The sequence below is a fragment of the Kamptonema formosum PCC 10802 genome, from assembly GCF_000332335.1.
Taxonomy (GTDB): Bacteria; Cyanobacteriota; Cyanobacteriia; order Cyanobacteriales; family Oscillatoriaceae; genus Oscillatoria.
In genome coordinates this window covers 3,120,124-3,134,158 of record NZ_KB235948.1, presented here as the reverse complement: position 1 = coordinate 3,134,158, position 14,035 = coordinate 3,120,124, and the positions used below count along the sequence as shown (strand labels likewise).

15 protein-coding genes are annotated in these 14,035 nt (G+C 55.9%); 7 read left to right on the top strand and 8 right to left on the bottom strand.

From position 1 onward, the window contains the following. Window positions 1-17 precede the first annotated feature (17 nt). From OSC10802_RS0113470 to OSC10802_RS49725, 3 genes are all read right to left on the bottom strand, one after another. Window positions 18-290 carry a DUF3143 domain-containing protein gene (locus OSC10802_RS0113470; RefSeq protein WP_017717288.1) on the bottom strand — a complete coding sequence of 91 codons (273 nt, stop codon included), beginning with the start codon at window positions 288-290 and terminating at the stop codon, window positions 18-20. 355 nt (window positions 291-645) lie between these two features. Further along, window positions 646-1,233, bottom strand: coding sequence for a J domain-containing protein (locus OSC10802_RS0113465; protein WP_017717287.1), 588 nt, complete (start codon window positions 1,231-1,233; stop codon window positions 646-648). Between the two features lie 116 nt (window positions 1,234-1,349). Next, window positions 1,350-2,861 carry a pentapeptide repeat-containing protein gene (locus OSC10802_RS49725; protein ID WP_017717286.1) on the bottom strand — a complete coding sequence of 504 codons (1,512 nt, stop codon included), beginning with the start codon at window positions 2,859-2,861 and terminating at the stop codon, window positions 1,350-1,352. A 53-nt stretch (window positions 2,862-2,914) separates the two neighbouring features. On the opposite strand from OSC10802_RS49725, the gene OSC10802_RS0113455 reads away from it, so the two are divergent. The 4 genes from OSC10802_RS0113455 (at window position 2,915) to OSC10802_RS0113440 (ending at window position 5,726) form a co-directional block, all read left to right on the top strand. Continuing rightward, window positions 2,915-3,187: a hypothetical protein gene (locus OSC10802_RS0113455; RefSeq protein ID WP_155967696.1), complete on the top strand. Its 273-nt coding sequence runs from the start codon at window positions 2,915-2,917 to the stop codon at window positions 3,185-3,187. A 310-nt stretch (window positions 3,188-3,497) separates the two neighbouring features. Beyond that, entirely contained in the window at window positions 3,498-3,758 is a 261-nt protein-coding gene (locus OSC10802_RS0113450) for a hypothetical protein (RefSeq protein ID WP_155967693.1), read from the top strand. 101 nt (window positions 3,759-3,859) lie between these two features. After that, complete coding sequence (locus OSC10802_RS0113445) at window positions 3,860-4,117, top strand: hypothetical protein (RefSeq protein WP_017717283.1); 258 nt, start codon at window positions 3,860-3,862, stop codon at window positions 4,115-4,117. A gap of 109 nt (window positions 4,118-4,226) precedes the next feature. Next, entirely contained in the window at window positions 4,227-5,726 is a 1,500-nt protein-coding gene (locus OSC10802_RS0113440) for a hypothetical protein (RefSeq protein ID WP_017717282.1), read from the top strand. Window positions 5,727-5,944: 218 nt separating this feature from the next. Here OSC10802_RS0113440 and OSC10802_RS0113435 read toward each other — a convergent pair whose 3' ends face one another. Beyond that, a complete protein-coding gene (locus tag OSC10802_RS0113435) occupies window positions 5,945-7,423 on the bottom strand; it encodes an O-antigen ligase family protein (protein ID WP_017717281.1) in 1,479 nt (492 codons plus the stop codon). Window positions 7,424-7,436: 13 nt separating this feature from the next. After that, window positions 7,437-8,279 (bottom strand): YaaW family protein, encoded by an 843-nt coding sequence (locus OSC10802_RS0113430; RefSeq protein WP_017717280.1) that lies wholly within the window; start codon window positions 8,277-8,279, stop codon window positions 7,437-7,439. 308 nt (window positions 8,280-8,587) lie between these two features. On the opposite strand from OSC10802_RS0113430, the gene OSC10802_RS0113425 reads away from it, so the two are divergent. Further along, complete coding sequence (locus OSC10802_RS0113425; protein ID WP_198525114.1) at window positions 8,588-9,709, top strand: NAD(P)/FAD-dependent oxidoreductase; 1,122 nt, start codon at window positions 8,588-8,590, stop codon at window positions 9,707-9,709. Between the two features lie 146 nt (window positions 9,710-9,855). Here the strand turns inward: OSC10802_RS0113425 and OSC10802_RS54385 are convergent, their stop codons facing one another. From OSC10802_RS54385 to OSC10802_RS0113410, 3 genes are all read right to left on the bottom strand, one after another. Next, entirely contained in the window at window positions 9,856-10,251 is a 396-nt protein-coding gene (locus OSC10802_RS54385; protein WP_017717278.1) for a con-10 family general stress protein, read from the bottom strand. 832 nt (window positions 10,252-11,083) lie between these two features. Further along, window positions 11,084-11,263, bottom strand: a complete 180-nt coding sequence (locus tag OSC10802_RS0113415) for an Asl3888 family RNA-binding protein (protein WP_017717277.1) — start codon at window positions 11,261-11,263, stop codon at window positions 11,084-11,086. 131 nt (window positions 11,264-11,394) lie between these two features. Further along, window positions 11,395-12,684, bottom strand: a complete 1,290-nt coding sequence (locus OSC10802_RS0113410) for a CCA tRNA nucleotidyltransferase (RefSeq protein ID WP_044170117.1) — start codon at window positions 12,682-12,684, stop codon at window positions 11,395-11,397. A 168-nt stretch (window positions 12,685-12,852) separates the two neighbouring features. Here OSC10802_RS0113410 and OSC10802_RS0113405 point away from each other — a divergent pair, with 168 nt between their 5' ends. After that, window positions 12,853-13,137, top strand: a complete 285-nt coding sequence (locus OSC10802_RS0113405; RefSeq protein WP_026098441.1) for a Ycf34 family protein — start codon at window positions 12,853-12,855, stop codon at window positions 13,135-13,137. Between the two features lie 178 nt (window positions 13,138-13,315). After that, the gene (locus OSC10802_RS0113400) at window positions 13,316-13,966 is read left to right on the top strand and encodes an RNA ligase family protein (protein WP_026098440.1); all 651 of its coding nucleotides are present in this window, start codon (window positions 13,316-13,318) and stop codon (window positions 13,964-13,966) included. Window positions 13,967-14,035: the final 69 nt, after the last annotated feature.

The window sequence follows — 14,035 nt, the reverse complement described above, 5'->3', positions numbered from 1 at the left end:
TTTCCTTTTTTATTTTTCTAAGGGCCAGAAAAAACGGCTTGTTCAATGTCTCGCCGGGACAGCGAGTATTTAAAAGCGCGCTGAATATCTTGCCCGTCCGCACCGGCCTGGAAATATCGCACGGTCAGCTGGTCGATATCTAGCACTATCTCCGCTTCCCAGCTAGGCCGCAGGATGTGCCAGCAGTGCAGCTGGTCGCGGTCTTGCTGGCATCCTTGCGCTCTCAGCCATTGCTCGATTTCAGGCAGGGGATGGTTGTACAGTGGAGTCTCGGCGCTAGGCAGAACCATAATCTTCACAAGAGTGTTGAGTTTTACTTGGGTTGAGTTGGAGCAGTCTTTCCCGCTCCCGCCTATCTCTTTCCCCCTCTAATTATCCACCCATTTTTACCCTTTTTTACCTTATATAAGTATGCGGACACCAAGAATCGGAACATCTAGAAACCGGGTTTCTGGCCGCTAACCTGTGATGCTTAATGATGTCCGCGCTCGCTATCTGTTCTGTTATCTAAAAAAAAAACTAAATTACAAGTCCAGTATTCCCAAATGGCGCTTTCACCTGAGTGGGGAGTGACCGACAGACGCCACCAATAAATTTTAAATGTTGACTGTTAAATTGAAGTCAATCGCACTGCTCACCGCTCGCTCACGGCTTTTGCGGGCTGAGCAGTTGCAGGGCCGGCATGTCCTGTCCTATTTCTCGCACCAGCACGGTGTTGGGGGGGGTGCTCAATGCCACCGGCTCTACGGTGGCTCCCTCTCTGACCACCCCAATGGCAATCGCTATCAGCAAGCACCCCAGGAAGGTCACCCCCAGAATGAATAGGGCGAAAATCTCGCCGGCAGACAGCGGGCGATCTGTAGGGTCCAGGTATGCGGCGGAGTGCTGGGTTTGGCGCTGCTGGGAAACAGGCCGGTTTAAGGCCACCGGTGGCTGAATCACCGGTATGCGGGAGTAGCGAATCTTTTGGTCGTAAGCCATCCGCCGTTCTGGACTGCTGAGGGTGGCGTAGGCTTCGTTCAGTTTTTGGAACTTTTCCGTGGCGATTGCCGGTGGGAGTTCCGTCGTATCGGGATGGTAGCGCTTGCTCAACTCCCGATACGCTCGCCGGATTTCTATGACTGACGCTGAGGGATGCAGTCCTAGCAAGGTGTAGTAACTGTTCGCTAGGGCGGTGTGCTGCCACACCCCTTGCGGATTCTCATCTTTTTCTGTTGCCCTCTTCTGAGTCACGGAAGCTGCTACTTTACCTAGTTCTCAACGGTTTTCGACTATTTTAACGAGGTTGCGCTTTCTTGGCAGTACGCCAAGCTCTGGCGCTGCAGCCCCGCAACTGCGGGCAACTTGGCCTATCGCTGCCCCGCCGCCCACCGGCACTGGTCCCATCGCTGCTGCAGCGCCTCCCTGCTGGGTCTGGCTGCCTCATCAGCTGGAAGGTTCAGGGGCTGCCCGCTGAGCGCGCTGTAGGTTGTGTTGCTTAAGCTGGGGGCGAGCCGCACGGTTAGGGTGTCTGGCTCGATGGCAATCAGATTCAAGTCAAAGAGGGTGTGGATGTCCGCTCGCAGCAGCAACCCATTGCAGGCACTGCTGCTCTCTGGGGTGCCGGCACGCAGGATGGGAGCCGCTTCTAGGGCTGCTTCGGCATTGCAGCCGGTGATGGCGCACCGGCATCTGTACGCTTCTAGCAATTTTTGGCGAAAGGCTGATTTCCCCCGCCGGCGCGCTATGTCTATGGCGCTGCGCTCTGCGGCAACTGCTGCACTTTCTGAATCTCCCTCGCCGTCAGCCCGCTGCTGGGCGAGGGCCAGCTGCTCCTGTTCTGCCGCCGGCTGCCGGTCTGACTGGCTTCCCTCTAAATTGATATCTTGCACCAAACCCAACCCTCCAGCCCTCTCCCCCAGGAGGGAACGAGTATATGTCCCGAGGGTGGGTGAGGCCAGCGTGCCTGGGGAAGTGCCGGTGGGGTTATTGACAGTTTGCAATTCTTTTGGTATAATATCGCCGCTTGTTGGCGGAGCGGCCAAAGACTGCATCGGGGCAGTGTCTCGGCTGTCTGGTATCAGCCCGCTAGGCAGTAGAACTTCGTGCAGGTTTTCCCCCTCTGGCAATTGAACGCCCTCTAAATTGGCCTCAAACAAGTTTGCCCCGGACATGTTTTTTAGAGATGGCAGTGCTGCCCCTTGCAGGTTGGCCCCTTGCAGGTTGGCGCTCGCTAGGTTTGCTTTGCGCAAGTCTGCCCCTTGAAGATTGGCCTGCTGGAGGAAAGCGTCTTGCAGGTTAGCACTCACGAGGGAAGCTTGCTGCAACTCTGCGCCGATGAGAAATGCCTGTTGCAGGTTCGCGCCGGTGAGTGAAGCCTGTTGCAGGGAAGCGTTTTGCAGCTTGGCCTTTTGCAGGTCGGCCTCAGCCAGGTTGGCTTGTGCCAGTCCTGCCATTCGCAGATCCGCACCGGCAAGGGAAGCTTTTTGCAGGTTGGCTCCCTGTAACGACGCCCACCGCAGGTTTGCGCCCCTGAGATTGGCGTTGCCCAGGTCTGTTTTGGGGAGTACCGCTTCTTGCAGGCAAGCCTCTTGCAGGTTGGCCCACTGGAGGTTGACGCCTTTGAGGTGGGCTTTTTGCAGGTTGGCTTTTTGCAGTTTGGCGTCAAGCAGGGTTGTTTTGTGGAAGTCTGCGCCGGTCAGGGACGCCTCTTCCAAGTTGGCTCCTTGCAGGTTTACCCAATGCAGGTTGGCTCCTTGCAAGTTGACTCCTTGCAAGTTAGCCCGCTTCAAATCGGCCCCACTCAGTTCTATGTTGGGGAAGTTTCTCCTGCCTGCTGCGTAGTGCTTCTGGAGTTCGCCGGCGCTCATTTTGTCTGCCATAAACTCGCTTCTCGTGTGGGAGGGACGGGTCTGTATAAGTTTTCCTAATCGCAATGGCAGATTGGCGTCGCAACTTTTGCGGCTGTCGCTCCCGCAACCGGCAATGCCGGCGAGAGAAACGTATCCGCATGGAGAGTTTACGAATGTTTTGCCGGCGCGGCAAGACAAAGCGCTTACAAATTTTGCGCAGTAGCTTTGCTGCCGGGGGCTATATAGATGCACTAATGAGAGCGATTTTTTACGGTGCGGTGCGTGCGGCTGTGTTGGAAAGCCCCGCAAAGCGCGAATCGCTGTCTGCCGGTGGCACCCTGACTGTCTGGATTTAGCTTACCCGATTTGGGTGGCGCTGGCACTGCAGGGGCAATCGGGGTGCCTGCCGGTGCTGGGGTTGTGGTATAATAGGGCCTAATCAAAAAAAGAGATGAGCAGGGCCACCGTGGCAATTCGCCCTCCCATCAAGAAAAACGCAAAAAGAACTGGTCTCAGCCACTCTCAACCAACTTGTCAGCAAATTAAGGAAAGCTGTCTGTCATGACTCAGGAAAAGTTGTCCGAATTAACAAAGAAACTGAACGACACAGAATTAAAGATCTACCTTCATATAAGGAAGCTTATGGAAGAATCCGGCAATAGAAACATGCGCATTCAGTCTGAGCCAATTATGAAAGAATTGGGGATTGGCTACCGTACCTTAGAGAAGGCAATGGCAAAGTTCCAGAAACTTAGGTTATTCAAGTGTGAGCCCATTAATTTAATAGAAGTGCGATTGCCACCGGAACTAGCCGCCAACGCGCCGGCACAGCCCGCTAACCCGCTCCAGAGCGGCCCACAATCTGGGGCTGTCCCGTCACAGCACTCAGGGATGGCCCCAGATGACCGTGACGAGTTGCCGATATAAGTGCGAGAGTAACGCGGAGGCCCGGAGAAGTTGGCCTGGATCTAGAAACGGCGGGCCAATACCTTGACTGACACCGCCAGTCACCGCATCCAGAGGTGGCCATGATCAGCGACGCGCCGGCACAACTGGAATCATTAACCGAAAACACCCCACCGGCACCCGCCGCCGATTCCCCGCAGCCAGAGTTGGCCACCATGAGCGACGCGCCGGCACAAGCGGAATCAGCAATCATTACCGCACCGGCACCGGCTGCCGAGCCGCCGCAGCCCGAGCTGGCCACCATGAGCGACGCGCCGGCACAAGCGGAACCGGCAATCCTTACCCCAGCGGCACCTGCTGCCGCCCCATACCCAAATTAGGGGTTGCACTGGAAGAAAGCTTGTGGTATGATGGGTAATCAAGCAAAAAAAAGATGGTGAGGCCAAAAAAGTGGCCAAGCCATCAAAAAAAAAATTACTAATTAGCAATATGATAGCGGCAGTCACCTTTTTTCAGCAACCTAGCGATCTTGTATATTCCGAGAATCTGGATACAATGCAAGAGCTGCATCAGATATTGGACAAGAATGCATTCAGCGTTTACCAGTACATCAAGAGCTATGGTTTAACTGGCCATCGGATCTTCCGGTTCAAGCCAGAAGAAGTGATGCGGGCTTTGAAGATGAGCCGGTATTCGCTGCGCAAAGCGATGATTGCTTTGCAGAACGTTTTTGGGGTCAAGTTTGGGCCAATTAATGACTGGCAAATGGAGCTGCCAGAGGGGCAGTTATCCCCGGCACCAACACCCAGGACCGGCAAGCGGGCCAAACGGAAATCACCAACCTCGCTCACCCCACCGGCACCCGCTGTCGAGCCGCCGCAGCCAGAGTTGGCCACCATGAGCGACGCGCCGGCACAACTGGAACCTGCAGCTGAAAACACCCCACCGGCACCCGCAGCCGAGTCCCCGCAGCCAGAGTTGGCCACCATGAGCGACGCGCCGGCACAACTGGAATCATTAACCGAAAACACCCCACCGGCACCCGCTGTCGAGTCCCCGCAGCCAGAGTTGGCCACCACTAGCGACGCGCCGGCACAAGCGGAACCTGCAGCTGAAAACACCCCACCGGCACCCGCCGCCGAGTCGCAATCGCCAGAAATCTATATATATAAGGAAAGCGAATCGCCAGAACTGCCAGAGACAGCGGTACAGGCGCTGCAGGAAGTGGAGCTTTCCCCGGAAACCGCCAGCGCTGAGCAAGTTTCACAAACCCAGAACCCTGAAGCCGGCATGTCCGCAACTCCACAAGAGAAGCCGGCACAAACGAGTGTTGAACTCGACGACGCACCGCACCCCGCAGAAGAAGAAGCCGCACCCAGTCCAATGGTGGGGACAGACAGTGGGCCTTCTGCCGGTGGATCTCAGGCACCGGCGGAGCACAAACCCCAAGTCATGCAGGAATTGAGGGAGAAATTTTTGGCGGCTGCCACCCTGGCGGAACTCAAGCAAATTAAAGCCGCTTACGGCGACGAGATTTCCAATGCCGTCTGGAAGCAGTTAATTCCAGAGGAAAAAGAAAAGATTCGGGCCATTGTCCAGCGGGATTCCCAACAAGGGGCTCAGGCGGAACAGCCAACACCTGCACCGGCAGCGGAAAATCCTGCCGGTCCTCCGCCCAAACAGGCAGAAGAGCCAGAACCCGCACCGGCAGCGGAAAATCCTGCCGGTCCTCCGCCCAAACAGGCGGAACAGCCTTCCCCCGCACCGGCAGCGGAAAATTCTGCCCGTCAGCGGCTGAAACGAGGTACGCCGGTGCAGATTTGGCGGCGTGGCGACTGGATTTACGGCTATCGGTACATTGGCCAAAGTGAGACGCTGGCCAACAATGAGCGAACGGGGCAGTTAGAAATTGCCCATCTCGTTGAAAATTACCTGGGGGATCTATTTGAAGTCGCCGAAAATAACATTCGGTTGGAAAACTCAGCCTAAGGCGTTAGGGCCGGCGATCGCTCCTGTTTCTCCGCACAAGGGCACCCACAAGCGGTGCCCCCTACCGGGTTGGGGCGATTATAGCAGTAGTCATATGGGTTAAGACAATAGGAGCTTCGGGAGCGGGGGAGCAAGGGAGGCCGGAATGTACCTTCCCTAAATGCCTACTGCTATATAGACGTATGTACGGCGTCCGCCGAGCCTGAAGGTCTAATGTCCTAATCTAAGTGGCTACTGCTATAATGGGAATTAGCCTGATTCGCTCCCTTCTGACAGACAACCCCATAAATTCCAGACAGCAGCAACCACCCCAAAATATTCACCCGCGAATCAAACAGCGTCACGTCAAAGAGGTGAAATAGCGTGCAGCCGGCAAAAGCAACTAAATAGCTGAAAAAAATCAATTTATCGGGATTGGAAACGGGGCTGGCCCCCTCCCCCGAAGCAACAGCCGGCCAATCCCGCAACAGCAGCACCCCTCGCGCGACAGCCCAGCCAACCAAACTGCAAAATAGGAGCATTCCCGGAATGCCGGTCTCACACGCCAGCATCAAAAACAGATTGTGGGGGTGCGTTGCCCAGGTAAACTCCTGCCCCAGGTAAAGAGGGGCGTAATGCTGCTTGTAAAGTGGGAAGAAATTCCGCAACCCCCAACCCGTCCAAGGACGCTGGCGCACCATCTCCCAAGCAAACTCCCACTGCGTTACCCGCAACGTGGGCACCGGCCTGTTTGGATACATCTGGTCAGTCAGCCGCGCCCAGAAATACGCCGGCACAATCCGCCGCAGCCAGTCCCTGACCGGCACCGGCCCAAACGCCGCCAAAAGCACCCCACCGGCAACCCCAGCCACCGCCGCCACCAGCGGCAGCCAGCCCAAATACAGCGAAAAGGCCAGACTTGCCAAACCGGCAATTCCCCAAGCATTCCGCGAATCCGTCAAAATCAGCGCTGCCGCATTCCCCAGCACCGCCAAACTCAAAAACACCAAGCGCCGCCACACTTGCTTTTCATATTTCGTCGCTTTTTTCTCCACAACTCTGACGATGCGCGGGTCATTTTCATCGCGCACCTTTTGCCGGCGCTCAGACGCGAGATGGCGCAACTCCTGAACAGCCTCCACCCACAGCCCCAACCCCAAACTGAAAACAATCACCAGATAGTTCGCCAAAACATTTGCATAGGCAAACACAGAAGCCATTCGCCCGGGAGGGGTGCCTGCCGGTTCCAAAGGCCAATCCACGAGAGCCCACAGCACTCGCACCGGCCCACTCCAGCCCCAAAACATCTGCCCGAAGCCGACAATCGCCACCGGCACCGAACCCGCCACCAAAACCCACGCTATCCGCCGCAACTGAGCCGGTGTTTGAATCAGAGCGCTCAAAGCGGCAAAAAAGGCGAAAAACGGCACAAAATTAAACAGCCCCAGGAACGCCTCCAGCCGGTCTGCAGCCAAGCCGGCGGTTATCGCCAGCCAGCCGGTGAGAGCAGCAAAGCCCCAATTGAGCCGACGCCGGACAATCGTGGCGAAATTCTGCCGCCAAATGAGCAGCATTGCCAGACCCAGACCCGAAACTCCCAGCAGCGGGCTCAAAGGCAAAAGCAGCAGCGACAGCCCGGCGCAGTTCCACGCCACCTGCAGGCGCGGTTCAGGATGCCGCGAACTCAGAAAACTTAAAGGTTTGATATTATATCTCAAAACTGATTAACTGTCAAGCAGGCTGCCAGCACTCAGCGCGGGTGAGGCGAATTTGGGCCAAGGTAAAGATAGTGGGGATGATGCGGGCGTAGTTGGTGGAAATGGCACGCCAGCCCAGATCCGCCAAAAACGCGGCCCACAGCACCGGCCCGATAAAGGCAAAAACAGTGCGGACTGCGCCGTAGCGGGCGGCAGTCACGGCCATGCCTTGGCGGGCGGCTTGCAGGGCTGCGTAGGTTTCCAACCCCGCTGCTGCCGCTGCCCCGCCCTCAAGCAGGGTGGCCTTGGCCATTTGATAGGTGGCGAAGTGAATGGCAAACTGGCGGGCAATCTGCTGCAGCACCAGGGGCTGAATGACAGAACTGACCGCCAGAGCGCTGCCGCCTTTGAACAGCAAGCCGAGGGGATCTTTTTGGGCCAGCAGCGGCAGCGGTTGGGAGGGGTCCGATTGCGCCAGCGCTCCGCGCACTCGCTCCGTCAAAGCTTCCTGTTCTGAGGCGGGCAATTTTTTCCAAGCTTTGCCCATCAAGAAGAGAAACACCTCAGCTTCTAGATCGGTGGTGGACAGCTTGTTGGAGTAGGAGATTTTCAGGTAGCGGCACACCTGAATCAGGGCGTGCCGGTAGGTGACTTTATCGGTGCTCCCCCGCAAAACCGTGATTCCATCGGCGGCGAGATAGCGAAAGCGCTGTTCGAGAGTGTCCAGCCAGGTTTGCCGGTCTCGGCTTTTAACATCGATCGGATCGGGGGTTTGAAAGTAGTCGAGGGGGTTGAACCGGCGGCAGAAGAGAATATCCGTCAGCTGCTGCAATTCTTCGTCGGTTGCCAGTTCCAGTGCTGCTCTTAGCTCGTCCAATGTCCGCTTCCTCCCTGGATTGTCCTGCCCAGAGGCGCGGCTTTGCGCAGATTCTGGGTCTGACTTATTGTACTATTGGGCTGCAGCCGCCGGCAGGAGGGGGAGGGGGGGCCTGCCTCTGGGCGCTTGTGCGCAGTATTTCAATCCCGTTTCCGGGATTCAGTTGGCCAAAAATCTTCTCCTCCTACCCCCTGCTGAAATCATTGTCGCATTCATTTGGGCTTCTTTGCACAGCCGGGATGCTCCCAGAGCGCTTGCTACTGAAAGAGGGGCGTGTTACTTTGATTGTTCTTTACTTTCTGACCCTAATGGCTGCAAGCGACAAGATATTGGATGTTGCCGTGATTGGTGCCGGCATGGCGGGGCTGACTTGCGCCCAGCTGCTGCGCATGGCGGGTTATTCGGTGGCGGTTGTGGAAAAGTCTCGCGGGCTGGGCGGACGAGTTGCCACCCGCCGGTTGCAGGGAACTTGTGCGGATCACGGAGCGCGATACCTGCAACCCAAAGGTTTGCTGTTGCGGCGTTTGGTTCAGGTTTTGTCCGACCGCAACATTATCGAGCCCTGGACTGACACGATTTATGAACTGGGATCTGACCTTCACCCGCACGAGCTGGCTGCGGGGGAGTGGTGTCCCTCTCACACCGCACCGGCAGGAATGAGTGCGATTGGCAAGTTTCTCGGCACCGGCTTGGATATCTGGCTGAACCGGCGCGTCACCGCCATCGCCCCCACCGGCAGCCAGACGTGGCATCTCACCGCAGAAGCTACCAATTCTACGGCTGAACCCCCCACAGACTTGACGGCCAAAGCTGTCGTGGTGGCCATACCGGCACCCCAAGCGCTCACGCTCCTGGAGCCACATGAGGGTGCTGTTCCCCTTGAGTTGTTGAACAAATTGCGCTCTGTGGAGTTTGAGCCTTGCATCAGCGTCATGGCGGGCTACCCTGCGGACCGGCAGAGAGATTTAGCTCGGCGGGACACGGCATGGCGTGCGGTGGTCTTTCCCTCGGATGAGAGGCTGGCGTGGGTTGGCTGGGACAGCAGCAAGCGACGGGCGTCCGAGGTGCCGGTGTTTGTGCTGCAAAGTACGCCTGCGTTCGCACAAGGTTATTTAGACGCTGAGGACTTCCAGCCGGCGGGCGAGCAGCTGCTCGCGCGTGCGGCCAAGTATTTGCTGCCTTGGCTGGACAGCCCGGATTGGGTGCAGGTCCACCGCTGGCGCTATGCTTTTACTACCCGCCCTCTGCCAGAAGCGTGTTTGAGTGCTCAGGTGCCGGTGCCGGTGGTTTGCTGTGGCGATTGGTGCGGGGGGAATCTGGTGGAAGGCGCTTTGGCGTCTGGGATAGCCGCTGCGGGCTGGGTGAATGGCCGGTTGCAGCAGTTGACTCTGCCGGGTGAGGGGTTTTGGGATGCGATTGGCAGGGAGTAAGATAAAAAATTAACCGCCATAGACGCCAAGGAAGAACCGAGGGGGTGGGCGGGTTTGTCTGCGATATTCCTGGGATCTCCGGCTTGCTCTGCGAGCCCGCCCCGGCAAATCTCTGGGGCGCTCCCTTGAGGGAACGCACCCTGCGGCTACTCTTCGTCGTTTTTGTGGCTTTGCTCACCGCCCTTGCGGCCAATCTCAGCCATGTGTTCCCGGTCTTGGCTGACGGTTTCCCCGCCCTTGCGGCCAATCTCAGCCATGTGTTCCCGGTCTTGGCTGACGGTTTCCCCACCCTTGCGGCCAATTTCCGCCATGTGTTCGCGGTCCTGGCTGACGGTTTCCCCGCCCTTGCGGCCAATTTCAGCCATGTGTTCGCGGTCTTGGCTGACGGTTTCGCCACCTTTGCGACCGGCTTCTCTTGCTTCCTCAGGGGTGAATTCGTGGGCGGTTCCTTTCTCATGGGCGGCGTGACCGCCTTTGCTGGCTATCTCGCGCTGTTTGTCTTCGTCCATAGAGGCAAATCCGCGATTGCTCTTCTCTGCCATAACTGTACTCCTAATGTTTCAAGCGTTTGAACTTCTGCAAGTTATCCTAAAAACCTTGGAGGGGTGACTTCATCTCGCTGGGGGAGCATCTCTTTTTGTTACCTTATATACCGCTAGAGGTAGGTTCCCCACTATTTCTAACTTTCAGCTAATCAAGTATTGCGCCTTTCACTCCCTGCTGGTTTTGAGTTTTGCCAGCTCGTCTTTTAGATAGAATAATCAGAAAAAACCCGCTATTCACCCACCTGAAAGGATACTATCTCTCTCATTTTGTTGCTCAGGAAATTCCCAGCACTAAATCCTTACATAAAATGCCAGAATACAGCCATCGTGGCGGGTTGGGAGAATGATGGCAAAGATAGAAGGTTGGGTAACAGGCAAACAATCTGGCGCTTTGCACCTGCGGCTTTTACTGTTTACTTTTGCCTGAAAGGGTGTGGCGGGGCGAGATTCGCGCCCCGCACTCTCCGGCTGGGAAGGCAATCGCCCGCAATTCTTCTGTGAATTACGGATGACTGGCAATCTAAGTGATTGAGCTGCCCGCCACAAGCTTGTTCAACCCGATTGGGTAGTGGTGTTTAATTATACCAGGTTTGCCGATAAACGTCAAGACTGCCGGTGCAAACCTTTGGGCGCTGCCGGCAGCTGACACCTGATGCGCTCGCCCCACAGCACAGCGCTTGCCGGTGGGCCAGAAGCTGCTAGGAAGACTGTAGCGGTTTTCAGTTGGGTGAAGTACGTCCTTTGAAACCCGGTTTCTTTAAGAAACCGGATTTCTCAGCTCTATCTCTGACGGGCGTGCGTCAGGGGAAGGGCGACGCTTGGGCAGCGCTCAGACATTCATGTCCTCGGCGCTCATGCTATCTTTCTCTTCTCTAGTGTCTTCCTGGCGATTGTCGCGCCAGAAGCGCCTTTTACCAAAACTGCCTGGTGCGGTTCGTTTGCGAAATCGGCGAGCGTAAGCTAGGTTGCGGAGAGCTTTTTCTTTTTTAGGGTTGCGGCGTTTAGCCATGATGGCCTCAGAACAACAATAGGGGGCGAGTAACATTTGTCACCCGCAACTCAGAGCGCCCAAAAGCTGCTGCCAACAGCAGCCCGGACACTAGAGCGAAATGTTTATTTTAGCACGCGGCGGGGTGAGTGTCAAGAAGTTTTGCCACCTCCCTCGGCCCCGCTCTCGCGGCGCAGTTGCTGGAAGGCAAATTTTAGGGCGGCTTCTGGTGTGAATATGCGATTTTCGGCGCGCGCTATGGCAATTTCTGTGAGCAGGAAACCGACTTGTGGCCCGGGGGGCAAATTCAAGGCGGCCATTAAGTCGCTGCCGGTGAGGAGGGGTGCGGGATGGGCGACAGGATCTTCTGGGGTGAGGTAGCGCTGGATGAGGGGGGCGATGGCACCGGCAGGTGTGCCGGCTGCTACCGCCGTCACGGCTAGGGCGGGAAACACTGGCCCGAGGTTGCGAAATAGGAAATACTGCTCTCTCACCGGCATGGATTCAGGTGTTGCTTGCAGTTGCGGCAACTGTTTTACCACGGCGAGGGCGGCTTTGATTTCGGAGTTGCTGTATTTCAAATTCAGCAGCTGTTCCTCGGCTTGCTGGGGGTCCGGATCTAGGAAACTTGCCAGTTTAGCAATGGCGAGTAAGGAGGTTTTCAGGGTGTCGCGAATTTCGCGGCACAGTTGGGCACCTAATTCTGGCCAGGTTTCTCTTAGCTGAACGGCTGACCGGTCAATTTCTGCTAGTAGGGGCAAATTGCGAAGGGTGGCGCTGGGGAACCAGGTTTGCAGCAAGTTATCTTCTAGGGCGGCTTGCAACTGGGGGGTGCCTCGGGGGGTGGCGAGGAGATAGCTCAATTCTGTGCGGACTCGTTCGGCGGCTATTTGGGCGAGTGAGGGGGCGAGATGGCGAATGGCGGCTGCGGTTGCCGGTTCGATGGTAAAGCCGAGTTGCGAGGCTTGCCGGTAGGCGCGCAATAATCGCAATGGGTCATCTTGGAGATTTGCCGGTGAGATCATGCGGATTAAACCGGCTTGCAAGTCGGCACAGCCAAGCAGGGGATCTATGAGTTCGCCGGTGTGGGGGTTGCAGGCGATGGCGTTGACGGTGAAGTCGCGCCGGTGGAGGTCTGTTTCCAGGGTTGGGCCTTCTTGTTGGGCGAAGTCGGCGGTGGCGTTTTCAAAGACGACGCGGGCGATTTGTCTGCCGGCATCAAGGAGGACAAATCCGGCGCGGTAACGATTGGCAATCTGGCGGGCGGTTTGCACTGCGTTTGCCGGCAGGACAAAATCTAGGTCTAGGTATTGTGACTGGCGTCTGAGGAGGGCGTCTCGCACTGCGCCGCCAACGAGGTAAGCCGGTTGGGGCAGGCATTCGGGGCTGAATGGCCAATTTTCGGGGGAGAGGGCAGAGGTTGCCGGTATTGGGTTTGGCATGGCAGGAAAAATCAATCTGGCAGGGGAGCAAGAAACGGTTTGTTTGAGCTAGATTAACTGTAATCGCTGTAAAGCCCAGAAACCGGGTTTCTTGAAGAAACCCGGTTTCTCGGAAAAAGGCTATATCGATTTAATGAATCTTTGCGGAATGGCACGAGGGTTTTAATTATGTGTATTTGTGTGAACTGCCACTATGTAGACCGCTGCTTAACTTACCACATGGTTGAAATGCAGCACGAACAGCCGCATTTGACTGAAACTCCGGATTTTGAGCCGGTGGAACCCAGCATTAATGTGAATCACTATTTTCCGAAGGTGCTGGTGACAGATGACGGGCGGATAGTTCAGGAGGGAGATTTCGGTAAGGAATGGGATGTTGTGGGGTGCAAGAGTTTTAAGTTGGAGGCTGGCAAGTGGGCGAAGTTGCGCCCTGGGGAGTTGATTCCAACTTAGGAAAGGGGTGAATTTGGCACAGGCGAGACGCCTGTGCTACGCCTGGATTAGGGGGGCGCTGGGGGGCACAGGGGGGCGCTGGGGAGATGCCGGTGCTGCGCATTTTTTATATTGCTGCTAGACAACAACTTGTGTTAAAATTGTAGCCTCTATCTCTCCCACACCTTTTTCGCTCGCAATGGCACGAGTTCCACTTGCCTATCCTAAAATCCCAGATAGCAAAAATTGCCCTCAGAGAAAATGTATAGCCTTCGAGAAATACGACGGCACCAATCTTCACTGGGTTTGGGAAGCTGAACTTGGCTGGTATGCTTTTGGCACACGCCGTGACAGGTTTGATTTGGATGATAGGGGGATTGCCGACTTCAATGCCGCCCATCCAGGTTTAGAAGCCGCTCCAGCTATTTTTCGGAGAGACTTTGCCACATCCCTAGAAATTTTGTTTACAAAAAATCCGCAGTATCAATGCCCTGAGATTACAGTTTTTACAGAGTTATTTGGGGCGAATTCGTTCGCCGGAATGCATAATAAGGATGACCCCAAACAACTTGTTCTCTTCGATGTGCGAACTGAGCAAGGTATTGTCCCTCCTCAAGAATTAATTCGTGACTTTAGTAACTTAAATCTTGCGCGAGTCGTTTATCGCGGCAAGCTGACTGGTCAATTTATAGATGATGTTCGCGAGGGGAAATATGGGGTGGCAGAAGGTGTGGTCTGCAAAGGAGGCACTCACCCTAATAACCTGTGGATGGTGAAGATTAAAACTTCCGCTTACATGAACAAATTGCAACAAGCTTTTAAGGATGATTGGGAACAATATTGGGAGTAACTAAATCGCCAAACAGCGGTTTTCCCTTTGCTCCTACAGTCTTTCTTTGCCGTTATAGTTATGGACAGT